This is a genomic window from Microcoleus sp. EPA2 (assembly GCA_020882975.1).
Lineage (GTDB): Bacteria > Cyanobacteriota > Cyanobacteriia > Cyanobacteriales > Microcoleaceae > Microcoleus.
In genome coordinates this window covers 125,436-151,115 of sequence record JAHRFD010000008.1, presented here as the reverse complement: position 1 = coordinate 151,115, position 25,680 = coordinate 125,436, and the positions used below count along the sequence as shown (strand labels likewise).

The following is a 25,680-nucleotide window of genomic DNA, read 5'->3' as shown; positions in this document are numbered from 1 at the left end:
AATCACAAAACTATGGCTATCAACTTGACCAAAGGACAATCTATCGTTCTGAGCAAAAGTGAATACGATTTATCCAGGCTGACAATGGCTTTGGGATGGGATGTGTCGAAAGCTAGCCAAGGTCTTTTCGGTAGAAGCAGCGGGGCAAATTTCGACTTAGATTCCTACGCTCTTTTATTAGGAGAAAACGGTAAATTAAAGAACTACAAAGACGACGTAATCTATTACGGTCATTTGGAATCAAAGGATAAAACAGTTGTTCACTCCGGTGACAATCTCACCGGGGCCGGAGATGGAGACGACGAACAAATATTTGTCAAATTAAATGCTTTACCCCCACAATATCACAAAATAGTTTTGGGAGTGAATATTTATGATGCTAAGGACAGAAAACAGCATTTTGGCATGATAGAAAATGCTTTTGTGAGAGCCTTGGATGCGACTGGGAAAGAAATTGCTCGCTATCGTTTGTCAAATGACCCTTCCTATGAGGGCAAATTAAATATGTTAATGGGAGAAGTTTATCGAGAAGGTAGCGAGTGGAAGTTTAAGGCTATGGGAAATCCTTTGGCTGAGGATATGAACGGTGTTGTCGGTTCGTTTATGCGGTGAACTCAAATCTGTTAAATTTAAGCTTGTAGATTTTGATTAGTTGTTGTTGCTGTACTTTCCTTGTTTCTTTAGATTCACTTTGCAAGTCGGTACGATCGCCCACTTGTTGGTCCGATCGAATCAATGACGTGGCGATCGACTGAACTCATTCTTTTAAGACACAAGGGGCGGGTTTTACAAACGATAATTGCCTAAAATCAATCATTTCGTAAACCCGCCCCGACCCAATTCCCAATTACCGAACTCTCAATTAAGGATAGAAAGCCAATTGAGGTAAACCCAAAGTTTCTTCCCAGCCCATCATCAAGTTCATGCACTGGATACCTTGTCCGGCTTGACCTTTAATTAAATTATCGATCGCCGACATCACAATTACTCTGTCAGTACGCGGATCTACTTCCACGCCAATGTAACAAAGATTTGTACCACAAGCCCATTTTGACTGTGGATAAACCCCCGCCGGCAAAACTTTTACTAAAGGAGAATTGCGGTAAAAAGCGTTGAAAATGGTGATTAAATCTTCCCGTACCAATCCCGGATCGCGCAAATTTGCGTAAACAGTTGCCAGAATTCCCCGCACCATCGGCATCAGGTGAGGAGTAAATTGGACTTTAATATCGTGTCCAGCTAAATCGCTACAAATTTGCTCAATTTCGGGCGTGTGGCGGTGGCGGCCCACGCCGTAAGCGCCTATGGAGTTGTCAGCTTCTGCCAACAATAGATTAATTTCGCCTTTGCGGCCTCCTCCCGAAGATCCAGACTTAGCATCGATAATTGCAGTTTCTGGAACGATGATACCTTGTTTGAGCAAGGGGGCCAGGGCCAACAAACTAGCTGTGACGTAGCAGCCGGCACAGCCTACTAATTGAGCGTTTTTAATGCGATCGCGATACAGTTCTGGTAAACCATAAACAGCGGTTGCTGCTAGAGCAGAGTCCGAGCGATCGCCACCGTACCAAGCTTTGTAAGTGTCAAGATTTTCAAACCTGTAGTCAGCCGACAAATCCAAGACTTTGCAGCCTTTTTCGATTAGTGTCGGTGCCATTTGGTAAGCCAAACCGTTAGGTAGGGACAGAAACACAACTTCACATTTGGCCGCTATTGTTTCTAAGTCGATCGCCTCGACTGTCAAATCAATGCAGTTAGTCAGATGGGGATAAAGGCTGGAATAAGGTTTTCCCGCACTGCTATCCCCCCCCAAATACACTACTTCTGCCGCCGGGTGATCCGCCAGCAACCGTACAAGTTGCACGCCGCCGTACCCTGAAGCGCCGATAATTCCTACAGGCACACGTCCAACATTTCCCATTTTTTTTTACCCCTGAGCCCTTGAAACCTAAAAAACGCTTTAACTTTTGCTGCATTATAGTATCAAATGGCAACTTTGGCGGTCAATAATTGTGTTGTTTTGCGATCGACCTGCGCTGGCGATGTGGACACACTCCGTGGAGACCCTCAACATCTGGTTTTTAAGTGCCACTCTCTGTCCAAGCTGGGTTTACTCTCATAAATTTGTTACTTTTGTAGATCGGTCGATCGCAAAAACTCTAGAATTGACAAACCGATGTGCGATCGTTCTATAAAACTACTAATCCCCGACATCAAAACCGGAGATGAGGGGCGGGCACGGGGGCATCGCCCCTACAAAACGATGATTTGTCTGAGGGGGGGCTGGGGGAGAGATGAGGGGCGGGCACGGGGGCACCGCCCCTACAAAACGATGATTTGTCTGAGGGGGGGCTGGGGGAGTGACTTCTTCCTTCTTCCTTCTTCCTTCTTCCGTCTTCCTTCTTCCGTCTTCCGTCTTCCTTCTTCCTTCTTCCGTCTTCCGTCTTCCTTCTTCCTTCTTCCTTCTTCCTTCTTCCTTCCTATGGGCATACTTGTCGAAAACGTATCAAAACACTTTGGCAGTTTCCAAGCACTCGATCAAGTCAGCTTAGAAATTGAATCCGGTTCCCTAGTCGCATTGCTCGGCCCCTCTGGTTCAGGCAAGTCTACCCTGCTGCGACTGATTGCCGGCCTAGAAATGCCCGACTCCGGCAAAATCTGGCTCACAGGCCAAGATGCCACCAATACCAGCGTCCAAGACCGCAAAATTGGGTTTGTGTTTCAGCACTACGCCCTATTCAAACACATGACAGTGCGGAAAAATATCGCTTTTGGGCTGGAAATTCAGAAAACAGCACCTGCGAAAGTCAAATCGCGGGTAGAGGAATTGTTGAATTTGGTGCAGTTGGGAGGATTGGGGGATAGATACCCGTCCCAACTCTCAGGAGGCCAGCGACAGCGGGTAGCCCTAGCTAGAGCTTTGGCTGTGGAACCAAAAGTGCTACTGTTAGACGAACCTTTTGGAGCACTGGATGCCAAAGTTCGGAAAGATTTGCGTGCTTGGTTGCGACGATTGCACGACGAGGTTCACGTTACCACAGTCTTTGTTACCCACGACCAAGAAGAAGCGATGGAAGTTGCCGATCGAATTACAGTCATGAGTAAAGGTAAAATCGAACAAGTAGGAACACCCGCAGAAATTTACGACCATCCAGCCAGTGCTTTTGTCATGAGTTTTATCGGGCCTGTGAATGTATTGCCCAGCAGTTCCAGGATGTTTCAAGACAACGGCTTTGACTCAGCCAACCCGGAGATGTTCTTGCGCCCTCACGACGTGGTAATTGAAACTACAGAAAACAGTGCCACAGTACCAGCCAGAATCAGTCGGTTGATTCATTTAGGGTGGGAAATTCAGGTAGAATTAACTTTAGATGACGGTCAAGTAGTCAATGCTAATTTGACTAGAGAAAGGTTTGACATTTTACAGTTGCAGCCACAACAAAGAGTTTTTGTTAAACCGAAAGATGCTAAATCTTTTCCGCTTTTTTATTCAATTTAATCCCCATACGGATTTGGGATTTGGGATAAGAAGTGTGGAATTAAACCAAGACTAATTCGCCTGATTAATCATGACAAAATCCCCGACTTCTTTAATAAGCCAGGGATTTAATAGGAGTTTGAAACTAACAGTTGAAAACTGACAAATAAATTAATCTTTGATCTTGCTAACAGCCTTTTTGACTTGTTGCTCAAAGGATGTAGCACTGGTATTGCCAGGATTCATCATCTTTTCGCTATCCGCATCTCCCTGAACTTCATTAATCCCTTCGTTGGCTTTTTTCTGAGTTTCTTGCATAGACATCGGGTCTTTCAAAACAGCCTTTTGAGCTTCTTTTTCAATGCCTAAAAGTTGGTCGGTAGCTTCTGTAGGTTTGCTGGTAACTGCCAAGGCGGGAAAAACGTTAGAAACAAACAGCAATGTACAAAAACAAATGGCTACAAAACTACGAACTAAACCTTTGACAGATAGATTAAAATTCATAAAAGACATACCAACAAGTTTCCTTTTCGAGATTTTTTTTTCGAGACCACAATTGTTAACGGGTTGATGATTAATCAAACCCTAGACAATATTGGGTTTAATTTTGAGAGCAGCAATAGCATTGAGCAGTTGCGGTCTTTCAAATTCCACTAATATATATGTAACTAAAACCAGTGGCGTTTGAAATCCTTCTCAGGGAATATTTTGAAAAAAGCACAAGGAATAGGGAAGAGGGAACAAGAAACAGGGAAAAGACAGTGATGGGGACACACGCCGAGGATGAATTTATCTCAATTCCGGTTGTAGCGTCAGGTGATAGTTGTGAGACTCCCCATCTCTCCCTCTCCTTTCTACTTAAATTCACGTTACAGGCGCACGGGAATTTGGCATTCTGCTAGATAAGTCTTAATTTGTCCCACGTTGAGTTGGCCGTAATGCAGCAGCGAAGCTAGCAGGGCTGCTTCGGCTTTACCTTCAGTCACTGCTTCGTAGATGTGGTGGCAGTTGCCGGCACCACCGGAAGCAATCACCGGAATTTCGACAGTTTCAGCGATACTTCTGGTTAAATCCAAGTCATAGCCAGCTTGAGTGCCGTCAGAGTCCATACTTGTCACCAGCAATTCGCCCGCGCCCCGTTTTTCGGCTTCCTTTGCCCAGGCGACGGCATCTTTGCCCGTATTTTCTCGCCCTCCGCGCACGTAGACATCCCAACCGGGATTATCTGCGTCTTGTCGTTGGCGGGCGTCGATCGCCACTACAATACACTGATTGCCAAATCGATCGCTCGCTTTGTCGATTAAACTGGGATCGCGCACCGCCGCTGAATTAATACTCACCTTATCGGCACCAGCCCTCAATAAACTTTTAATTGTATCCAAGGATTGGATACCACCACCGACGGTCAAAGGGATAAAAACTCGATCGGCAGTCCGGTACACTACATCAATAATAATGTCGCGGTCTTCATGAGTCGCAGTAATATCCAGAAACACCAACTCGTCAGCACCAGCATCATTGTAAACCTGTGCCATTTCTACCGGATCGCCAGCATCTTTAAGGTTGACAAAATTGACACCTTTGACTACGCGGCCAGCTTTTACATCCAGACAGGGCAAAATTCTTTTCGACAACATAAAATTATTTGGTTTCTATTTGAACAAGGGTTGCTGCATGGGCGTAACTTTTGGCAGCAACAATAGATAAGCTCGCTTGTGGGTGCCCTAGAATTCGGTCATACTAAGTCAGTCCGGTGCATCGAAAATCGACTAAACAATCTAAAATTTTAGAATAGGGGATTTGAGTTTTTTTAGCCAAACTATCAATTATAAAACTCCCGGTCAATCTAAAATTGCAAGTGTAGAACTTTAAATCGGTCGAATTGATGTCGTTTCTAAGACTGTGGTGACTTTGCAAACGAACCCACATATGGTACTTCGCACAGAAGGTGGCAATCGCTACTTGCCCCTGGCTGGCAGCAATTGCTGGACAGTAGGGCGGAGTGATGACAATAATTTTGTGTTAGTCGATCGCTGGATTTCCCGGAATCATGCGATGTTACAGCAAATGGAAACCGGAGAATTTTACCTGATCGACTTGGGAAGCCGCAATGGTTCTTTTGTCAACGGGCGGCGGGTAAGTATTCCGGTGACACTCAAAAATGGCGATCGGCTCATGTTCGGTCAAACCGAATTAGACTTCTATGACCCAACCCCCAGTCGCCAACTCACTCAGACACACGACACAGACTCCGATGATTTTACAGCAACTTTAACAGTCCGCAGCCTGATTAGTGTCATGGTAATGGATATCCGAGACTTCACGGTGCTGACTCGGCAGTTAGACGAAACTATCCTCTCGGAAGTGATTGGCAGTTGGTTCCGTTCTTCAGGACACATCATTCGCAAACACGGTAGTTGGGTAGATAAATACATCGGCGATGCGATCATGGCAGTATGGTTCCACAAAACCGATGGTGTGAGTAATGACGAAATGATGCTAATTTGTCAAGCTTTGAGCCAACTGCACAAGGCAACGGACGAACTGAGCACTCGTTACCCCCTACCTTTTCCTTTGCGAGTCGGTGTGGGAATTAACACTGGTTATGCAATGGTAGGAAATTCTGGTAGCAGCGATCGATCGGACTACACAGCCTTGGGAGATACTGTCAATGCTGCGTTTCGCTTGGAATCTTGCACCAAGGAACTGGGTAAGGACATCGCCGTAGGACAAACTACCTACAAATACCTGCGGGAATTGGGGGCAGAGAGCGCTTTCGATCGCCACGTCGTGGATTTGAAAGGTTACGACACTCCGACAGTGACTTACGGGAGTACCTATAGAGACTTGGACACTTTTTTGAAATCCATCGGCAAGAGTTAGCCAAGAATTCGGACTCGGCACGAGTCCCCGATTTCTTGCGAAAACTGCATAAGCAAAATGGTAATCTCTACATAAATGCTGTGTATTAAATTGGGAGACATAACTTCATGAAACGATTAGGTCGTCTATTGGCAGTATTGGGCTTAGTGCTGGGCTGCTTCGCCTGGGCTGGGGACCAAAGCGCGATCGCGGCTTCTTTGAGCCGTCTGGTATTGCCATCATCATCGCTGATCGCCGTGGAATCGCCCACTAGAACCAATCGCGCCGACGAAAAACTTGCCACAGAATTTGGCAAAAAACTGGATTTGAACAACAGCGGTGTCCGAAACTTTCGGGAATATCCAGGGCTGTATCCCACTTTAGCTCGACTAATTATTAAGAATGCTCCTTACGAAAAAGTTGAGGATGTACTCCAAATCTCCGACTTGACAGAAGCTCAGAAAAAGTTGTTGCAAGCTAACCTGGACAAATTTACAGTCACAGATGTTGAATCAGTCTTTATTGAAGGAGACAACAGATTGAACAATGGTCTCTACGACTAGAAAGCCACAGTAACCCGCAAGGATGTTGGATTGACCTAAATTTTGGGATATAAACCCCGTCAGTCGCAAGACGTCTGAGTCATCAAGCAGAAGTCAGAATGCCAAAAGCTGAAAAGAAAAAAATCTTGAGGCTGATGACTTCTGCTTTCTACTTGATGTCCTACTTCCCTAAAAAGCCAGTAAAAATAATAAAAAATAAGGAATAATCTTCCGTCAATAATGAGCATTATTTTATCAAGAATCAAGCGATAAAAACGAAATTGCTAGAGTAAATTAAGTGCGTTTTATTGATAGTTAGTCCGAGACAAGAATGACCTAGGATAAAATCGAATTTTGCGGTGCGTCAGGTAGGTTTTTTGAAAAATTTTTAGGGCTTAGGGAAAGTAGAGCACCTTAGCAATTGTGACAATTGCGTCCAGGACTGTATCAGAACTCTCTCATAAACATTGCTATAGTTAAGTAAGAAGCTATACAAACTTTCATCCGCGCAGGCGGACTTGAAAAGTCTAACCACTGCGGAGTAATGACTGACAAATTTGACGTATTGGTTGTAGGTGCCGGGGCTGCCGGTCTGTACACGGCACTTTGCCTCCCCGAACACTTGCAGGTGGGTTTGATTAATAAAAACACTCTGCCTGTTTCTGCTAGCGATTGGGCCCAAGGAGGAATTGCCGCGGCGATCGCCCCGGAAGATTCTGCGGCACTCCACGTTCAGGATACACTCGTAGCTGGGGCTGGCCTTTGCGACTGGGAAGCGGTGAAATTTTTAGTAACAGAAGCGCCTGAGTGTATTGATGCTTTGGTAAAAATGGGCGTTGCATTCGATCGCACCGGGACAGATTTAGCACTCACCCTCGAAGCAGCCCACTCCCGCCGCCGGGTACTCCACTCAGCAGATACCACCGGCAAAGCAGTGGTGAGTACCCTGACAGCAAAAGTATTGAGCCGCCAAAATATTCAACTGCTTTCTCCTGCATTTGCACTCAGTCTGTGGCTAGACGACACCGGGCGCTGTCAGGGGATTAGCGCCATTTGTGGCTCTACTGTCAAGTGGTTGCGGGCTCAGGCCGTGGTGCTAGCAACTGGGGGTGGCGGACAGGTATTTGCTCAAACCACCAATCCGTCAGTAAGTACCGGAGACGGGGTAGCAATTGCATGGCGCGCCGGAGCCCTGCTGCGAGATTTAGAATTTGTGCAGTTTCATCCTACAGCCTTGACTAAACCGGGCGCGCCTCGGTTTCTGATTAGCGAAGCGGTGCGGGGAGAAGGGGCTCATTTGGTGGATGGTAAAGGATATCGGTTTGCTTTTGACTATCACCCTTCGGGTGAACTCGCTCCTAGGGATGTTGTCAGTCGTGCTATTTTCCGCCACTTGCAGAAGACAGGGGAACCTCATGTTTGGCTGGATTTGCGCCCGATTGCGGTCGATCGACTGCGCTATCGGTTTCCGAATATCATTCAAGTATGTGCTGATTGGGGAATTGACCTGTTTTCCGAACCGGTGCCTGTAACCCCAGCAGCCCATTATTGGATGGGAGGGATTATCGCGGATTTGTTCAACGAAACTTCGATTCCCGGTTTGTACGCCGTGGGAGAAACTGCCAGCACGGGGGTACATGGTGCCAACCGATTGGCGAGTAATTCCTTGCTAGAATGTCTAGTTTTTGGCTCGCAAATGGCGCTGTTGAAGGTAGAAAGTATCAGCGACAAGGCTGTTGAGGATGAGGAATATTCACCGGAAATTATCGCCAAATCGATTCATGTTTCTGACATTGAGGCGATCGAAAAGTTACGGATCGATCTGCCGAATTTAGTGTGGCAAAGTGCGGGAATTTGTCGTGGCCAAAGGGATTTGGAAAGTGCGATCGCTCAAGTGGAAATTTGGCGACAAGAATTTGCCTCTTTGTCTTTGACTCAAACGCTTAATAATTTACAACATGGACAAATTCTCAATTTTTCCCCGGCTGATGCAGAAAACAGCGTAGTGTTACGAAATTGGGGAGAAGTTGGCAATTTATTGGATATTGGCTACTTAATTCTCAAAAGTGCTGCTTTCCGTACTGAAAGTAGAGGTGGTCACTACCGCCTTGACTATCCCCTCAGTCACCCGGATTGGTGCAGGCACACTTTAATTCATCATTGCCATTGGTATAAATCTGGTCCTGTTTCGCAACCACAGGACAATTGAGATCGTTTCTGGTTGTATTGTAAAACTTTATTAAGAATTGGAATGATTTAACCGCAGAGAACACTCTTGACACAGAGGGAGAGATGGGGGTCTGTTTAGCGGGTGCCGGTACCGTCACTTTTCGGGTTCCCATTCGGGTCTGGTTCGTATTGTGAGTAATTTTCCAAGCTAAAGTTATTGGAAGCAGTCGAAGTCCATCGACCTGCTGTCAAGTTACCAGTCGAATTGCTGACTTGTCCAGCAGTAAGGGCTGGTCTGTCTATATTCACTTGCAGACAGGTAGCTAGCGTTGCCATGGTTGTGAGCCGAATCAAAGTACCCATAGTGTTTATTCCCGTTGATGCACTTCCGTGAAAACTATTATATCGAGTAAATTACGTAAATTCACTGATGTCTTGACTTTTTTGTAAACGAACCTAGTAAAAATGCTGAAATCCTTTGAAATAAAGGCTTTTTCAGCTATTTAAATTTTGTGCCGGACTAGGATTTTAGCAAGTTTTAATATTACTTGAAATTAAGACTCAAAATTGTTGAATAAGTTTCACTATCATTAACAATACATCAGGGGGTGTTGCACCAAGTGGGTGTACTACCACCGTAGAGGGTGTCATACATCGGGTTGCATCTTGTCAGTAGGGTTGAAGACTAAAATATTTTTTTAGACACTGCTTAAAATTCAAAAATAAGACTTAAAGCGTCTTAACAGAGGGGAATTGCATTTCTCTTGCTTCTGATGCCCGATCGCCTAATTCAATTAAACTGATATTGATTTTTACCAAGTTTCTTAGCACGATACATTGCAGTATCAGCATTGTTCACTAACACATCTCGATCTTGAGTATCAACGGGGTACAAACTAATACCAATACTGGTACTTACAGAAACTGTATGTTCTTCTAATATAAAAGGTTGCTGAATGGTGTCGCGTATTTTTTCAGCTACTGTCGCAGTTTCCTCGCGACCGGGAATTCCAGGCAAAATGACTGTGAACTCATCGCCACCCAATCTGCTGATCGTATCGCTGCCACGCAAGCAACGTTTGAGGCGATCGGCAACTGCTTTTAAAAGCAAATCGCCAATGTTGTGTCCGAGAGTGTCATTAATTAACTTAAATCCATCTAAATCTAAAAATAGTAAAGCTACTAATTCATTATTAATCAATGCTTTTTCTAGAGATTGATTCAATCGTTCATAGAAAAATTTACGGTTGGGCAAACCCGTCAGAGCATCATGATCTGCTTGGTGACTAAGTTCAGCATTTTTTTGCAGGAGTGCTTCTTCCAAGCGCTTGCGTTCAGTAATATCTCTGATAATTCCCACCAAAAATAGATTGCCGGCGGCATCTTTATGGAGTGACCTTTTAGTAGCAGTGAGATGGGTGATGCCGTGAGTATCGGTAAATTTTTCTTCGTTTTCTAGCTGTAAATTAGTGGTTAATACTAATTCGTCTTGTTCCCAAAAGATATCGGCTTCGGATTTGGGAAATAAATCATAATCGGTTTGAAAAATAAGCTGCTCCAAAGCAGCACCAATAAATCGACAATAGGCCTGATTTAAAACCACCAGTCTGTGATTTTTATCTTTGACAAATATCGGATCGGGAATTGTATCCATTAAGGATTGTAAAAATTCTTGAGACCGTTTCAATTCTTCTTGCAAGTGAGCCAGATAACCGACAACTGCGACGCCGGAACCCAAAAGACTGAGGATTGGGGGAATTAATGGTAGCCACCAACCAGCTAAGAAAGCTAAGTATACAGTGGTAGTGAGAAAGGTGCTGATAGTCAATAAGCACCAAGCCGATCGACTAAGCGATCGCAACTTCCAGCTCACACTTGCTCCCACCCAAGACCATAGTAAAATCCATAACCACTCCGCAGAGTCTGGCCAAACATGAATACCCCCACGCCCATCAACGGATGCACTCAAAATTTGACTCAAGAAATGAGCCTGAAGTTCAACTCCCGATATTTGCTGGGGAGATGCGAATAAGCTATGGCTGTAAGCAGTTTGATGAAAGTCTTTGAGGCTAGTTGCTGTTGAGCCGATCAAGACAACGCGCGATCGCACAAAATCCGCTGGTACTTTGTCAGAAAGCACGTCAGTCATGGACACAGCGTGAAAACTGCCTACTCGGCCGCGCAGGGAAGCCAAAATTTGATAACCGCGGCTATCCGATCGCACATAAGCACCATCATTTTGTTGAAAAGGCTGAAACACCCCCTTACCTAACTGCAAGTATTTAGGATTAACGGAGGCTGGCTGAGGGGAAATCCCTTCGCTGTGGAGATAAAGCAAAGCCAATTTGAGTGCGAAACTCTGGCGAGTTTTGCCATCTCCAGGCCAAGCGTAAAGCAACATTCGGCGCACCTTACTGTCAGCATCGATGACTACATTGTTGAAACCAACTCGATCGAACTTTTTCAGTAGCGGAGGTGGCCGAACTCCCAAGCGCGTTTCGTCGGCCATCAACTCAATCCCAACTAAGTTAGGAATAGTTGTAAAAGTTTTGAGTAATTCGGGATTACCGGGTGGAGTTGGCAAATCTCGGTAGATATCAAGACCGATCGCCCGCGGTTTACCAGCATTCAATTTTTGCAGCAATTGGGCCATCACACCATCAGAAATGGGGTAGCCGTACTTTTGCAAATCACGTTCCCCAATTTGGACAATGACGATGCGATTGTCCGTTGCTTCCGCCGGACGCTGGCGCATAAATTGGTCAAAAGCTGCCCATTCCCATACCTGCAAAAGTCCGCAACAGCGAACTAAGATGACCGTACTGGCGGCCACAGTTGCAGTAATCAATACTCGGCGTTCTTGGTAAAGCCATTTTTTGAGAATTGCCCGCATAGGTTCAGGTAAAAGCTCGATCGCCCATAGCAATGACCATGGCAATTGTAGCTTTGGGATGTGAAATTTAGGATTAAAAGAAGAACGAGCTCCCTAATTAATTCCCCTAGGCCAACTGAGTTACCGGAACAATCCAAAATTTTCATCCAAAATTGTTTGACCCATCCTATCTACTCAAATCTGCGCTCTTTGAATTTCCAAATTTACGGTACTTTGAGAAAATTGCGCGGACCGCTGTAACCAGACAATTCTGCAAGTTGTTCTAAAGATTTAGTCCCGGAATAAAACTGACCTTTAATCTCCCAAGTAGGGAAACCTTTGACATTAGCAGCAGCAGCTTGGCAAATTTCGGCGCGAGAATTTTCTCCTTTGGGGTCGCATTCGACATAATCAATTAATTTGGCTGCTTCTCTGCCGAACAGCATTTTTTGATCGTGGCAGTGAGGACACCAGTAAGCACCGTATTCCTTAGCACCAATTTGTGTCAGATGTCGGGCTAAAGCCATTTCCGCAGGTCCCGATGTGGTAGTGACCAGAGGAGCGGCTATACCGGGCTTAGAGACCGTCACAGGAGGTGCTTTGACGCTGTTGTAAAGTCCCAAGACGGAGATCGCACTCACCATGACCACGACCATGCCTGTAAACACCAGTTGACCAATATCTTCCCACTCGTGGCCGACTAAGGTCAACACAAAGAGGGAGAGGGAAAACACCGCAGAACTGACACAATAAATGCACAGTTCCTGAATTTCAAAAGCCATCAAATACATCAAGTAACTGCTGAAAATTACCATGGCAGCAGTGATGATGAATAGCCCTTGCCATGTCCTATTTTCTAGTTGAGTGTGCAGTCCTTTATTGGTGTCACGATTGACGGTTTTGGGAGCGTAGGCGAGGATTGCTATGCTCAGATAAGCTAAACAACCTAATAAACTTAAAGGCACTACGCCAAAGACTGTCGCGTAGGGACTGTTGAGAACTTTGTCGCAGCCGCTGGTGGGACAAACTACTGAGCCTGTGGTGAATTTAGCGATCGTCAGATAGGCGGTTTCTAGAACACCGATGGCGGCGATCGCGGCCATCACGGTCCTAGACGAGCGATGAATCCAAGGGGTTGAACGTCGGCGAATCATAGTTCGATTTGGTAATAGATAATTGGCAATGGGTAATAGGGAATGGAGAATGGGGAATTTGGAATTGGTGCTTTTTTGACTGTGAATTATTAGTTTTCAGTTATTGCCCGCTACCAATTACCCATCACCGATTACCTCATTCCCTATTACCCATTGCTAATTTTAGATTTTACTTTTGACTTTACCCAGTTCCGGCATCAGCCTGCCAGAGCCATTAGCCTCGCTGTGTTGCTGTTTCTGAGACAAGCTACGGCGGGCGGCTTCTACAAACTGACTGACGCGAATCGGATCGATGGGATTATCGATGCGCCCGTTTCGTTTCAAGGAACTAGAGACGATGACGCCATCAGCAGCTTGCATGAGTGTGGAAATGTTTTCCCAGGAGGCACCGCTACCGATGAAAACTGGAATTCCGGCTGCTGCTAAACTGGCGATTTCTAATTCTTCGAGATTAGGAGGGCTACCAGTCCTAGGCCCGGAGAGGATTACCGCGTCTGCTAAGGCGCGTCCGATCGTCTCTTGGATGGCTGTGGTCAAGTTAGGGCTACCAAGGGGTTGCCCGTGTTTGACTAACACGTCTGCTAATATTTTGACATCGCTACCCAATTCCCGTCGGTAGCGCAGTAGCTGGTGAGCTTGACCTTCGATTAAGCCTTGGTCTGTAGCCATCGTGCCGTTGAGGACGTTGACGCGGATGAATTGAGCTCCCGTACAGGAGGCGATGGCGATCGCGCTGTGGGCATCGTTTCGCAGCACATTGATGCCGATGGGCAATGTCACCAGATTGGTTAGTCTCTCGACGATCAGCGTCATGGCACTCACCACGGCTGGATCTACACTATTTTTGGCAAAAGGAGCATCGAAAAAGTTCTCGACTATGATACCGTTTGCGCCGCCAGAAGCCAGTGCTGTAGCCTCTTGCTCGGCTCTCCCGATAATTGCTTTGAGATTCCCCCCCCAGCGGGGGGAAGTTGGTAGAGGCTGTAAATGTACGACACCGATTATGGGATTCGGCGTTTTGAATATTTGTTTTAAGTCCACGGGCTTTCCTGAAACCACCAAGTTGACGCTACGGCTGACGGCGGATTTTGACGGCATATTTTAGAATTCTATATCCACAAGGGCGATCGAATGACTGGAAATCTGGTTATATCTGTAGATCCGTCTGGCGATCGGCTGCTTTTGGTTGTCGATCGAGGTTAAAAATGTGAAAGTAGCTCTGATTATGTTGGCTGTCACCGCAGGATTGTTGTTAGGAATAGAAGTGCTGCTGCGGGTACTTGTGGGTTTTGGCAATGCTTTGATTTACATTCCCGATGCGGAGTGTGGCTATTTGCTCGCTCCCAACCAGAGGGTGCGTCGCTGGGGAAACCGGATTGAGATTAACGAGTATTCGATGCGTACAGGTGCCATCGCCCCACTGCCGGCTCCAGACACTCTGCGAGTTTTATTGTTAGGAGATTCTGTCGCTAACGGTGGCTGGTGGACCGATCGAACAGATACCATATCGGAAATCATCGCTCGGCAGTTGAGGCTGCAAATGTGCCCTCTCAGCACCAATGCACAATTACATTCAAAAGTCAACTATTATTGTAACTTTGAAGTTCTCAACTGTTCAGCCAATTCTTGGGGACCTAGGAATCAACTGGCTTACGCCAAGCGTTTTGGTCTATTTGGGGCTTTGGTGGTGGTTTTGTTGTTGAATACGGACGATTTGTTTGCATCTGCTCCTTGCTCTGCGGTAGTGGGGCGCGATCGAGCTTACCCGGATCGTAAACCCGTGATGGCGATCGTCCAACTATTAAATCGCTACCTAATACCCACAGTACCTAGGGACAAATTCGCAACACCTGCGGCACAAAATGAGGACAAAGTTGGCTGCAACTTAGAAGCTATTCGCCAAATCAAAACAGCAGCAAACCTTGCCAACATCGAGTTTGTACTAGCCTTGACACCAAAACGGCACGAATTAGGCGAGAATGGCCCTCACGACTGGGAAGTCAAGGCTCGATCGCGTCTTGCCGAACTCGTCGCCACCGAGAAAATTACTTACATCGATTTTCTGCCCATTTTCAATTCAGCGACGGAACTTACAATAGGACTTACGAAAAAAACCCGGTTTCTTCCAAAAATAGTCGTTTTTTTCGACAAATATTTACGCAGAAACCGGGTTTTTGACCCCCCATGCGTAAGTCCTGTTACCAGTTTGTATCGAGACAGCATTCACCTAAGTCCTCAAGGAAATCAGCTAGTTAGCCAAACTCTCACTGGTCAAATAGTCGCTTTTTTTGACCATAAATCCTGAGCTAATTTTGACTACTAGCTTGAGATTCATCTGTCGAGTAAATCTCAAATTAAAAATCTCAAAACTCAAATCTACCGACATCGAATCCGGTTGCAAAAATACAGTTGAAAACCCCATGAACAAACAACAAACCCAAACTGTAAAAGCACCCGGAAACGACACGATTTGTTTTGGCTCTAACTTACTTGCAAAGTAGATTCTAGCTCTTTCGGATACCAAGCTTGACCATCGAGAGCCATTTGCTCGATCGAACTTGCGAGCCGCAGAGCTTTCAGAGCTTGTTCTCCCCCAACGGAAGGCTGATTTCCACCCCGCACGCAATTAATAAAATGCTCCAATTCAGCATGGAGCGGTTCAATATTGCTGGTGTAAACTTTCTCAATCAACCCATCTTGACGGTAAAGCACCTGACCGTAATCCGTCACATAATTGGCGGTTGTTTGTCGGTGAATCAAGATTTCGTTGTTGAGAAAATCGGCCTCTGTCAGAGAATTCTTACAATGAGCAACTATGGAACGGAGTTTGCGGTGCGTCACCTTACTAGCAGTCAGGGTAGCCACAATGCCGTTAGCAAAGTTTAAAGTAGCTGTTACATAGTCTAAATAACCCGAATTCGATGCCCTGCTGCCACTAGCGGTCAACTTCACCACCTGGGAAGATGCCAATTCCAGCAGCAAATCGATGTCGTGGATCATCAAATCCAAAACTACCGATACATCGTTAGCCCGATCGGAATAGGGACTCATCCGGTGAGCTTCCAATGCCAGTAACTCTTCGGTTTTCAGCACTTTGCCGAGTTCCTGAAAGGCTGGATTGAACCGCTCGATGTGACCCACTTGTAAAATCCGGTGGGATTCAGCAGCCGCGTTGACCAAAGATTCGGCTTCAGCAATACTAGCTGCGATCGGCTTTTCAATTAAGACGTGAACACCCGCTTGGAGACAAGACATCCCCACTGGGTGGTGCAGGCGAGTTGGAACGGCGACGCAAACTGCATCTACGTGGGCGAGTAAATCTCGGTAGTCTTCAAAGAAGCGAACCCGGTATTTACTGGCTACATCAATTCCCCGCTCTACATTTATATCTGCAATACCCACGAGCTCGATATCTTTTAGTAAGCTCAAGACTCGCGTGTGATGTTGGCCCATATTGCCAACCCCAATCACCCCAATGCGAAGGGGTTCAGGTTGACCTCGTTGACCGAAAACGTTTGCGTATCCTAATGACATCCTATCTAGCACTCCTGGATTCTCCTCCACCACAGGAATCAAGCCTCTTGGCTTCCCTCAGTTACTCACAGCCATCCAGATAGTACCACAGCAGATCTATTTGTGAAGAAATTCTAAGAGAAGTAACAAGCAAAACGGAAGAAGACTCAACTACTGCCTCGATCCCACTGGGGGTGTCCAAGGGCACTCGTCGCCCTTGGGCTACGTGGCCCCCAGGGCAGCTTCATTCTCTTGTAGGGGCAGCTCATAGTGGTTGAGGGGGGGGGTAGACCTTCTGGGCACTACCCCTACACAATCATCGTTTTCTTGAGCAATGTTACAGGCCTGACGTGGCCGGTGCCTTCATTTTTGAGAAAATATGCGAGTAGCAAAATTTTGCGATCGATTCGGAGACAAAACCCTAGCCTTCAAAATCGCCGCCACCAAAAACGCATAGGACAAGACTCCCACCACTGCCAGCAAGAGTACGCTGGCGCTTCCCGACGCATTCCACAAAGCGTGAAGTGCCGCAGCGCTGAGATAGCCTACGCCCAAAATTTGCCAGCGCTTTTTAGGTTTGAGGGCGCTTAAGCCGATAAAATATCCCAAATAGCCACTGTAAGCCATGTGTCCGGCGACGGAACCCAAAATTCGGGGAATTAGCAACTGCAATCCTACTAATTCTCCGGCATCTGTCCCTGCTTGTAGAGTGACATTGTGAATAATATTGGGTACGTATTGTCCCAGAGTTTCTAATAGTGTAAATCCGACTGCGGAGGCACTTCCTAACAGAATGCCATCTAAAGGTTCCCAAACACCGACGCGCTCCCGCCAGGGATTTCGCAATAAATTACCCAGCATCATTGCGGCCAAAACTGGTAAAGCTTTTAGCAATTCTTCCATCAGACCTGCACCGAAAAACATTCGGATTAAGAAAGGAAAAAAACTTATTTTTTCCCCTTCGGTGGGAAGTCTTCCGGGCAAAATTTCTCGAAATACTACTATAAATCCAATCAATAAAGGGCTGAGTAAAATTAAGATAGTACCTAGGGCAGAACAAAATAATATCCACCAAGGCTTGTGTTTGCCACACAGTTGATATATGAAATAGTAAGCTGCGCCAGCAAGATAAGCAGCCAGCAGAAAATTGAAAGCTGCTGAATTTCCCACTGCTACAAACATCGAAACTACAAAAATAACTGTAGCAATGCCGGGATATAAGTAAGCTTTTTGACTTAGTTGTTTTCCGGTGGAGGCGATGGGAAATAATTGAGTGAAAGTGAGAGTTTCCTTTTCGCCAGCGTTAGACAAGGTGGGATTTAGTGTGGGGAATCGTGGTGAATTGTGGTTGTTTTGTAGGGTAGTTTCAAATATAAATTGAGGGCCGTCAATACCAAGACTGATGCGATCGCCTGTTTCTAAAGTTTGGCAGGCTTGCAGCCTTTGACCATTGACATAAGTACCGTTCGCGCTGTTGAGGTCGCAAATTTCCCATGTCAGAGTATTGCCTTTAGTGAAGGGGCGGACTGTGGCGTGGCGACGGGAAACCATGCCGTAGGCCATGGATTCCAAGGCTATTTGACAACTGCGATCGCGTCCGATCGCCACTTCCATAATTTCAGAAAGTTGGTACTTGGATGCTGTCGCAGCCACAGCACCTTGAGCTGGCACTTGTCGCAGAAATCCCATCTTATTTGTTGTTGGTTATTGGTTATTTGTTATTTGTTGTTGGTTATTGGTTATTGGTTATTTGTTATTTGTTGTTGGTTATTGGTTATGGGTTATTTGTTACTTGTTATTGGTGGTTGGTGATAATAACCAGCCACCAACAACCACTAACCAATAGCTAATAACCCTCCGACCCTCCGACGCTACGCCGAGCGGCACCGCCAATAACAAATAACCAATAACAAATAACTAATAACCCATAACAAATAACCAATAACTAATTATAAATTTGCCCTAGCATCCCTAACTGCTGCATAAAAAAATAGCCCGGTGAGGGGTATGCTGAGGGCGAGAATGATTCCTGTGACTAAAGTACCTAGTTGAGCTTCTCCCGAAGATAGCTCAAAGACTGACCCGACGGCGGCGATCGCGGCAATGCACGAAAGAGCCAAAAATAAACTACTTTTAGGAGTTCCTGCCATCATACCGATTTTACCGCCTTGGGTGAAAATTTATGCTTGACCAATTCTTCATTGAGTGCGAGTTTGTTTTCTACTCTGTCTACAAACAGCACTCCATTGAGGTGGTCCATTTCGTGCTGAATAGCCCTGGATAGCAACTCTGTCGCTTTCAGGGTTTGCGGGCGGCCGTATTCGTCGCGATAGGAGACTTCAATCATTTCTGGGCGCTTAACTTCTAAATAAACTCCCGGAATGCTTAAACAGCCTTCTTGGAAAGGGGAGACTTCGCCACTGGTATTTTTGATGGTGGGGTTGATCAAAACCAGTGGCGGTTTAGCTGGGTTATCCGGTTCGCAGTCGAGCACGATGACTTGTTTGTTGACTCCGACTTGAGGGGCTGCTAAACCAATACCCTCAGCACTGTACATGGTTTGCAGCATTTCTCGGACTAGCTGCCGAATTTCTGCGTCAACGCTGTTGACTCGCTTGGCTGGCTGGCGCAGCACGCGATCGCCCAATGTGTGTATGGTTAGAGGCGGTTTTTCTAACTTTTTCTTTTCAACCAAAACCTGAGTTGTCATGGCATTCTTACTTAATATCTGGGCTAAATTGGAACCAATACTATGATATTTAATCTTAATCTAAATTAACCTACCTATGAGTGGAAACAAGCCAAACCTACGACCTGTGATTTCTCTGGGGCGATCGCCACTGTTGATAGCCGGAGAGTTCGCTGCGGCGATCGCGATTTTACTGGCTATTTTGATAATTCTACAGTTTTGGGCTGTTCTGCCCTCGCGCATTCCGATTCATTTCGGTTTTTATGGCCAGCCTGATGCTTGGGGCGACAAGGTGATGATTTGGTTACTACCGGCTGTGGCTGCGATGATATTTATCGTTTTGGCTGCGGTGTCTCCCTATCCCCATACTTTTAATTATCCTGTACGGATTACTCAAGAGAACGCACGCCGCCAATATCTGCTGGCGCGATCGCTTTTGGTTTGGCTCAAAGCCGAGGTTTGCTGGTTATTCGCGTTGATAGTGCGACAGCAAATTATTGTGGCTTTAGGTACTGCTCAAAGCTTGAGTATGGAGCTAGTGTTAGGGATGATGGTTTTGATATTTGGGACGGTTGGTGTGTATTTCCTAAAGGCTTATTTGGCTCGTTAGGTAGCTGGGAAATAAATAATTTTTAGGAAAATCCACCACTTAGATATTTTCCAAAAACTGTGTTAATTAACAGCTAGGATGCCTGTCTCACAATAGACATATCCAACAATTCTTGTGGAACAGGCTGGAAAGCCTGATGATGATGGGAGATGTCTATTAAATATGCTCAGACCGGATTTCTAAATCTCAAAACTAAAATCGATATGCTATGGCCTTTCTCAGTGAGGTGGGTACTAGGTAATGGGTAATGGGGCATGGGCCATGGGGCATAGGGCATTACCCATTACCAATTATCAATTACCAATTACCAATTACCAATTCTCGCTCTTACCTCATCTTTCAAGAGAAAGGCTATATCTAGAATTGTCTAGGTTAGGTAAAATCAAGTTTAGTGAGCAGCCACAGTTAGAAGTTATCTTAACGCATGACACCAGAACCCAATCCTTCTCCATCCAATTCCCCTGAGTCGATCGCAACTGTAGACAGTCTCAACGGTGTAGCCCCTAGTGTGTCGCCAGAACCAGCGACAATAATCCCCACTGCTGAACCGGAAAAATCTGTGTCACAGGCTTCAACCCGCAAGATTGTATTGCCACAGTATCCCAAACAAACGACTGCTGAGATGTCGGGGTCGGTGCTGATTTTGGGGTCAGTCGCTGCCATGATTTTCGGGCTGGCAAACGACAGTATTTGGCTTGGCTTAATTGGGGCGATCGCAGCGATGGGCATATCTCTACGGCTGATGTGGCCGAGTTGGGGCAAAATTTGGGTGCAGGTGATTCCCCCAGCTTGGCGCACTCTGATCGTAGCCTGCTTTGGTCTTTTAGCTGGGATTGTGGGCTTGCTGATGCTCAGCGGTACTAATACTGAACCGGGAAGCCGCAATATCCAAATTAACTGGGATGCGATCGGAGCTCTCGGCGAGTTAATTGGCGCTTTGGGGCAAATTTTGATCGCAATTTTGGGCGTTTATGTGGCTTGGCGCCAGTATGTGATCTCGAAAGATTTGACTATTCAGCAAAACAGAATTACACAGCAGCAAACGATAGATGCTTATTTTCAAGGGGTTTCCGACTTAGCCCTCGACGAACAAGGGTTTTTGGAAGATTGGCCGCAGGAAAGGGCGATCGCAGAAGGTCGCACTGCTGCGATTATGAGCAGTGTAGATGCTGAAGGTAAAGCTAAAATTCTCCGGTTTTTGTCGCAGTCGAGATTGGTTACTCCTCTGAAGCGCGATCGACTTTTAGGTCGCCCCATCCTTGACGGCGACGGCGGCTATGCTGAAGACAGAGACCACGGTATCCGTGTCATCGATCTCAATGTGATGTTAGCAGGAGCAGACCTAGCGAACACTGACTTGCGGTGGACAGATTTAAGCGAAGCCAATCTCGTCCGCGCCAATCTCAGCAAGTGCGATTTAGTCAAAGCCAACCTCTCCCGCGCTGTCTTGTACGACGCCAATCTCGTCCGCGCTGACATGAAAGGTACTACATTATTTTATGGCTCGGTCGAAACCGCTTCCCCCCGCAGTCGCAGTGAATTTCCCAACTACACCACGGGGGAATATACCGGGGCTGTGGTGGAACGCGCTGATTTCACCGGTGTCAAGCGAATGTCGGAGGAGCAACGTCAATACTGCTGCGCTTGGTGTGGCTCGAAATCGAGAGAAACTATTCCCGGTGGCTGCGAAGGTATTCCTAATAAACTAGGACGTTGACATACTCCTCTCAAATCCGGTAGCACCGTCCTCCTCTGTGCCCTCTGCGCTCTCTGCGGTTAAATCATTCCGATCCAACCGTAAACGATATCACCGCTAACCTGGAGTACCAGGTATAGCGGGTGTACAAAAAAACACCGAAAAATTCCGATAATGTGACAGATATTGATGGAAAGTTTAAATTTTTGAAACAGGATTGAGCCACAGCAAAACAGTATTTTTTAATTGATTTAATTCCCGATACACTTCTTGTTTCACCCACTGTCCGATCGCATCAAAGGGTGTAAAAATTTGACCCATCGGCCAGCTAACATCTTGACCCAAGGGTGTTTGATGGTTGCCGGCCAGGATCTGAACAGTAATCATGTCGGAATATTTCACTTTTAGCAAGTCTTTTAACAGCAAAGTTTGGTCGATGTTGTCATCCTTAAATTTAATTAACAGATTGCGCCGAATTTGATAGCTATCTTTGACCAAGCGATTGGTATCCTGGGGAGAAGGAGTAAATTCGACGTTAAAGACAGGGGAAATTTGCTCGACGATGGGGATTGCTTCAGAAGCTGCATAATTGTTGAAAGAGATCAGAATATTGCCTGACCTTTCTACGTCAAAGACAGCACCTATCAGCAAATGGAGTTTGCACCCCATGCTGTGTCCCATTCCGTAGATAGGGAGATATCGCGATCGCAGCAACTTCATCGCCTGCAATCGTCCCAGAGCATTTTCAAATTTATTGAGGACATCACGGGCGATCGCAATATGATCCAAAGTATTGACAAAAGGTGTCGCTACTACAACATATCCTTGATTTCCCAAGGCCTCCAATAGCCAGCGATAGGTCAAGTGTGGTGCTGTCGCCACAAAGGCACCACCGAGAAAATGTACGATCGCGATCGGTCTAGTTGAAGGAATCAATACCCAATTCCCAGAAATTTCCTGCCAGTCCATAAATTCAATCAACTAGGGAGTGTCAAACCTTTCTTCATGATACTTCATCCATTTCAACTTATTTAAACTAGCTTGAGGATTGAGAACTGTAGTAGCAATCCCGTAAACAAGAGTCTGCAAAAACTCCCGGTTCAACCAACTTTGTCCTAGCTTTCTCATGTAGTGCAGTGCCAAAAATTGTCTAAATTTGTTGAGCTTTTGCCAAAGTGGCAAATTTTGAAAACATAACTGTTCGTAATGACTTAAAGATAACTCCGGCTCTCCCCGCAGACGCCGCCGTTGATTTTCCTTGATACAATCAGAAGCTATGCGTTTTTTCAACCAGTGCTTATCTGTGAGAGAATTCCCTCTAATCCGGTAATTGCCCAAAGGCTGTTTCGTCGCCAACAGGCCGTACTTGTGAGCAATTCTGGTAAATAACTCTGTATCTTCCCCTACCAACCAATCTTCAGCGAAGCCACCTTCAGAGAGGAGAATTGCTCGCTCGATTACCACAGAAGACGGAAAAACCCAAGGACTATCCCCTGTCAACTTAATCCCTTGCATTTCCGCTTTAGTTGTAGGATAGGTAGGAATATAACTCAACTTGTTACCACTTTTATCTAAGTACCGCAAAGCGTGAGCAACAGCTTTAACTTCTGGATGTTCTGCCAGCATTTGCAAACAAAATTCCAGCTTGTTTGGTTCCCAAGTATCGTCGCTGTCGAGAAAGGCTACATACTCACCTGTGGCGCGATCGATCATTAAATTTCTTGACTTAGAAACCCCATAATTTTCGGGATTTACAAATAACTGAATTCGCGGATTAGACTCCGCAATTTTAGCTGCTATTTTCCTAGTATCATCAGTAGAGCAGTCATCAACAATTAAGATTTCTAGATGCTGGTGGCTGCCATTGAGTGCGGAAGAAACTGCCGCCACCAGGGTTTCGGCTGCATTGAAGGCAGGAATGATGACACTGACTTTTTTGCTGTTCATAAATTAACTTTTATAGTAGCTCAGGTCTGATGGAGATTTGATAAGCAGGAGCTTAGCTCGGTAAGCTGTTGCTATTTTAAGTCATCTACATGAGGTATATGATGGGCAGTGATATTTTTGATAATCAACATTAGATTTATGTCTGAAGGAGGATGTGATGTAATTTAGAATTAAACAAGTTTAGTCTTCTGTCAACCATGTTTTTAAGTTTATCTAAAAAAGTACCAATTTATACTTTATTTCTAACAGTTATGGTATGTGGTTGCCATCCGCAGCTACAGCAACCACCCAAGTTTCAGCAACAGCATAGCAAACAAGGCATAGCAGTGTCTGCTCACCCCCTGGCCAGCGATGCGGGGCTGTGGGTGCTGCAACAGGGAGGCAATGCAGTGGATGCAGCCGTGGCTACGGCTTTGGCAATTTCGGTGGTGGAGCCTTTTTCGGCAGGTATCGGCGGTGGGGGTTTTTTGCTGCTGCGACGGGCCCAAGCAGGGACTGTGCAAGCCTTGGATTTTCGGGAACGGGCTCCCAAAGGGGCGACGCGGGATATGTATTTGGACAAGCAAGGAAAAGTGCGTCCTAGAGCAAGTCTAGATGGGCATTTGGCCGCGGGGATTCCTGGTACTGTGGGGGGGCTTTATACGGTGCACCGCGAGTACGGGAAGTTGCCTTGGGCTACTTTGGTGGCACCGGCGATCGCCTTGGCGGAAAATGGCTTTCGGGTGAGTTCGCGGTTTACCCAGGCTGTGAAGTTGCGACAGAATGCGATTAACAACAACCAGGCGGCACGGGAAGTTTTTACCCGCAGTGGTGTTTTATACCAACCAGGGGAACTGCTGGTGCAGGCGGATTTGGGGCGGACTTTACGCCAGATTGCGACAGAGCCACAAAGTTTTTATCGAGGGAAAATTGCTAGGGCGATCGCCTCTGACATGGCGAACAACGGTGGGTTGATTACTCTCGAAGACCTGAAAAACTATACACCGATTTGGCGCAATCCAGTTTGTGGCAACTTTCGGACTTACCGAATTTGCGCAATGCCGCCTCCTGCTTCCGGTGGCGTTCATTTGCTGCAAATTTTGAATATGATTGGCGATACAGATTTAAAGACTATGGGAAGGAAAAATCCAGATACTTTGCACTTGTTGGCGGAATCGATGAAGATTGCTTATGCCGATCGAGCTGAGTATTTGGGCGATCCAGATTTTGTGAGTGTCCCCGTCAAAGCTCTCACTAGCAAAAATTATGGCAGATGGAGGCGATCGCAAATCCAGAGTCAAGCCAAACCTGCGAGGGAAGTAAAAGCTGTGGATGCTCAAACTTTGAGTCGCTTGGTGTCGGAGTCGCCGGAGACTACGCACCTGACGGTAGTTGACACCGAGCGCAATGTGGTCAGTTTGACGTTTACGGTGAATGGTGGTTTTGGGGCTGGGGCTGTGGCTGCGGGTACAGGAATTTTGCTCAACAATGAGATGGATGATTTTGCTGCGGCACCGGGAGTGCCCAATTTGTTTGGTTTGGTGGGTGGGGATGCAAATGCGATCGCCAGCGGCAAAACTCCTTTATCCAGCATGACGCCGGTGATTGTGACAGAAAATGGCAAATTTCGCCTCGCGGTGGGGTCTCCCGGAGGTAGTACGATTATTACCACTGTGCTGCAAATTTTACTTAATGTGTTGGTTTACGACATGAATGTCGGTGAGGCTGTATCCGCACCGAGGATTCACCATCAGTGGCTACCCGATCGCCTCATGCTGGAACGGGGAGGTTTTGATGCTGCGACGCTGGATCGGTTGCGACGGCGGGGACACCAGATTCAGCAACGGGAAAGTTGGGGAAATGCTAATGCGATCGTCGTCACACCCGATGATTGGTTGCAGGGGGCTGCCGATCCACGCTCTGAGGGAGTAGCAAGGGGTTTTTGACCAAGCCCACCCTCTATGGGATTTGATTTTCCAGCGATCGAATAGGATAATCATGCCTGATTTTTCGTTCTGACTTGTGGCTGCGGCGATCGCGTCACAGCCCATAATTACCGAGTTTCAATCTCTCACTATTACCGTATAAATACTTACACTTAAAGAGTTGATAAAGGTAATATATATCACCATTATTTAATGCCATGATCTAATTGTGGATTGAATTTAT

The 25,680-nt window shown here is 46.2% G+C and carries 22 protein-coding genes; 9 read left to right on the top strand and 13 right to left on the bottom strand.

Annotated elements, in window-relative coordinates; genetic code table 11:
• Positions 1-12 precede the first annotated feature (12 nt).
• Positions 13-612 carry a TerD family protein gene (locus AAFP14_RS10355; RefSeq protein WP_341732173.1) on the top strand — a complete coding sequence of 200 codons (600 nt, stop codon included), beginning with the start codon at positions 13-15 and terminating at the stop codon, positions 610-612.
• A gap of 250 nt (positions 613-862) precedes the next feature.
• Here the strand turns inward: AAFP14_RS10355 and argC are convergent, their stop codons facing one another.
• Positions 863-1,921: an N-acetyl-gamma-glutamyl-phosphate reductase gene (argC, locus tag AAFP14_RS10350; protein WP_341732172.1), complete on the bottom strand. Its 1,059-nt coding sequence runs from the start codon at positions 1,919-1,921 to the stop codon at positions 863-865.
• 561 nt (positions 1,922-2,482) lie between these two features.
• Between argC and AAFP14_RS10345 the strand changes: the two genes are divergently transcribed.
• Positions 2,483-3,499: a sulfate/molybdate ABC transporter ATP-binding protein gene (locus AAFP14_RS10345; RefSeq protein ID WP_341732171.1), complete on the top strand. Its 1,017-nt coding sequence runs from the start codon at positions 2,483-2,485 to the stop codon at positions 3,497-3,499.
• A gap of 150 nt (positions 3,500-3,649) precedes the next feature.
• On the opposite strand, the gene AAFP14_RS10340 is transcribed toward AAFP14_RS10345, so the two are convergent.
• Both AAFP14_RS10340 and hisF read right to left on the bottom strand, forming a co-directional pair.
• Positions 3,650-3,982 carry a low temperature-induced protein gene (locus AAFP14_RS10340; RefSeq protein ID WP_341732170.1) on the bottom strand — a complete coding sequence of 111 codons (333 nt, stop codon included), beginning with the start codon at positions 3,980-3,982 and terminating at the stop codon, positions 3,650-3,652.
• A gap of 365 nt (positions 3,983-4,347) precedes the next feature.
• Positions 4,348-5,115, bottom strand: coding sequence for an imidazole glycerol phosphate synthase subunit HisF (gene hisF, locus AAFP14_RS10335; RefSeq protein WP_341732169.1), 768 nt, complete (start codon positions 5,113-5,115; stop codon positions 4,348-4,350).
• Positions 5,116-5,407: 292 nt separating this feature from the next.
• Between hisF and AAFP14_RS10330 the strand changes: the two genes are divergently transcribed.
• From AAFP14_RS10330 to nadB, 3 genes are all read left to right on the top strand, one after another.
• On the top strand, positions 5,408-6,361 hold the full coding sequence (locus AAFP14_RS10330; RefSeq protein WP_341732168.1) for an adenylate/guanylate cyclase domain-containing protein: 954 nt from the start codon (positions 5,408-5,410) through the stop codon (positions 6,359-6,361).
• A 107-nt stretch (positions 6,362-6,468) separates the two neighbouring features.
• Positions 6,469-6,903 (top strand): photosystem II complex extrinsic protein PsbU, encoded by a 435-nt coding sequence (gene psbU, locus AAFP14_RS10325; RefSeq protein ID WP_341732167.1) that lies wholly within the window; start codon positions 6,469-6,471, stop codon positions 6,901-6,903.
• Positions 6,904-7,426: 523 nt separating this feature from the next.
• Complete coding sequence (nadB, locus tag AAFP14_RS10320; protein ID WP_341732166.1) at positions 7,427-9,091, top strand: L-aspartate oxidase; 1,665 nt, start codon at positions 7,427-7,429, stop codon at positions 9,089-9,091.
• Between the two features lie 95 nt (positions 9,092-9,186).
• Here nadB and AAFP14_RS10315 read toward each other — a convergent pair whose 3' ends face one another.
• The 4 genes from AAFP14_RS10315 to btpA form a co-directional block, all read right to left on the bottom strand.
• Positions 9,187-9,414 (bottom strand): hypothetical protein, encoded by a 228-nt coding sequence (locus tag AAFP14_RS10315; protein ID WP_341732165.1) that lies wholly within the window; start codon positions 9,412-9,414, stop codon positions 9,187-9,189.
• Between the two features lie 427 nt (positions 9,415-9,841).
• Positions 9,842-11,944, bottom strand: coding sequence for a CHASE2 domain-containing protein (locus tag AAFP14_RS10310; RefSeq protein ID WP_341732215.1), 2,103 nt, complete (start codon positions 11,942-11,944; stop codon positions 9,842-9,844).
• Between the two features lie 203 nt (positions 11,945-12,147).
• Positions 12,148-13,077: a vitamin K epoxide reductase family protein gene (locus AAFP14_RS10305; RefSeq protein ID WP_341732164.1), complete on the bottom strand. Its 930-nt coding sequence runs from the start codon at positions 13,075-13,077 to the stop codon at positions 12,148-12,150.
• Positions 13,078-13,239: 162 nt separating this feature from the next.
• Positions 13,240-14,118 carry a photosystem I biogenesis protein BtpA gene (gene btpA / locus AAFP14_RS10300; protein ID WP_341732214.1) on the bottom strand — a complete coding sequence of 293 codons (879 nt, stop codon included), beginning with the start codon at positions 14,116-14,118 and terminating at the stop codon, positions 13,240-13,242.
• Positions 14,119-14,284: 166 nt separating this feature from the next.
• Between btpA and AAFP14_RS10295 the strand changes: the two genes are divergently transcribed.
• Positions 14,285-15,382 carry an SGNH/GDSL hydrolase family protein gene (locus AAFP14_RS10295; protein ID WP_341732163.1) on the top strand — a complete coding sequence of 366 codons (1,098 nt, stop codon included), beginning with the start codon at positions 14,285-14,287 and terminating at the stop codon, positions 15,380-15,382.
• A gap of 176 nt (positions 15,383-15,558) precedes the next feature.
• On the opposite strand, the gene AAFP14_RS10290 is transcribed toward AAFP14_RS10295, so the two are convergent.
• The 4 genes from AAFP14_RS10290 to def all read right to left on the bottom strand — a co-directional run bounded on the left by AAFP14_RS10290 (position 15,559) and on the right by def (position 19,300).
• On the bottom strand, positions 15,559-16,611 hold the full coding sequence (locus tag AAFP14_RS10290) for a Gfo/Idh/MocA family protein (protein ID WP_340523750.1): 1,053 nt from the start codon (positions 16,609-16,611) through the stop codon (positions 15,559-15,561).
• A 342-nt stretch (positions 16,612-16,953) separates the two neighbouring features.
• The gene (locus tag AAFP14_RS10285; RefSeq protein ID WP_341732162.1) at positions 16,954-18,279 is read right to left on the bottom strand and encodes a PrsW family glutamic-type intramembrane protease; all 1,326 of its coding nucleotides are present in this window, start codon (positions 18,277-18,279) and stop codon (positions 16,954-16,956) included.
• A gap of 260 nt (positions 18,280-18,539) precedes the next feature.
• A complete protein-coding gene (locus AAFP14_RS10280; RefSeq protein WP_340523764.1) occupies positions 18,540-18,740 on the bottom strand; it encodes a hypothetical protein in 201 nt (66 codons plus the stop codon).
• On the bottom strand, positions 18,740-19,300 hold the full coding sequence (gene def, locus AAFP14_RS10275; protein ID WP_341732161.1) for a peptide deformylase: 561 nt from the start codon (positions 19,298-19,300) through the stop codon (positions 18,740-18,742). The genes AAFP14_RS10280 and def overlap by 1 nt, the downstream gene beginning before the upstream one ends.
• 76 nt (positions 19,301-19,376) lie before the next feature.
• Here def and AAFP14_RS10270 point away from each other — a divergent pair, with 76 nt between their 5' ends.
• Both AAFP14_RS10270 and AAFP14_RS10265 read left to right on the top strand, forming a co-directional pair.
• Complete coding sequence (locus tag AAFP14_RS10270; protein WP_341732160.1) at positions 19,377-19,889, top strand: DUF1648 domain-containing protein; 513 nt, start codon at positions 19,377-19,379, stop codon at positions 19,887-19,889.
• Between the two features lie 424 nt (positions 19,890-20,313).
• Positions 20,314-21,606, top strand: coding sequence for a pentapeptide repeat-containing protein (locus AAFP14_RS10265; protein ID WP_341732159.1), 1,293 nt, complete (start codon positions 20,314-20,316; stop codon positions 21,604-21,606).
• Positions 21,607-21,783: 177 nt separating this feature from the next.
• Here the strand turns inward: AAFP14_RS10265 and AAFP14_RS10260 are convergent, their stop codons facing one another.
• Together AAFP14_RS10260 and AAFP14_RS10255 are read right to left on the bottom strand one after the other, a co-directional pair.
• Positions 21,784-22,554: a DUF1350 family protein gene (locus tag AAFP14_RS10260; RefSeq protein WP_341732158.1), complete on the bottom strand. Its 771-nt coding sequence runs from the start codon at positions 22,552-22,554 to the stop codon at positions 21,784-21,786.
• A gap of 12 nt (positions 22,555-22,566) precedes the next feature.
• Positions 22,567-23,532, bottom strand: a complete 966-nt coding sequence (locus tag AAFP14_RS10255) for a glycosyltransferase family 2 protein (protein WP_341732157.1) — start codon at positions 23,530-23,532, stop codon at positions 22,567-22,569.
• A gap of 251 nt (positions 23,533-23,783) precedes the next feature.
• Here AAFP14_RS10255 and ggt point away from each other — a divergent pair, with 251 nt between their 5' ends.
• Complete coding sequence (gene ggt / locus AAFP14_RS10250; RefSeq protein WP_341732156.1) at positions 23,784-25,457, top strand: gamma-glutamyltransferase; 1,674 nt, start codon at positions 23,784-23,786, stop codon at positions 25,455-25,457.
• Positions 25,458-25,680 lie beyond the last annotated feature (223 nt).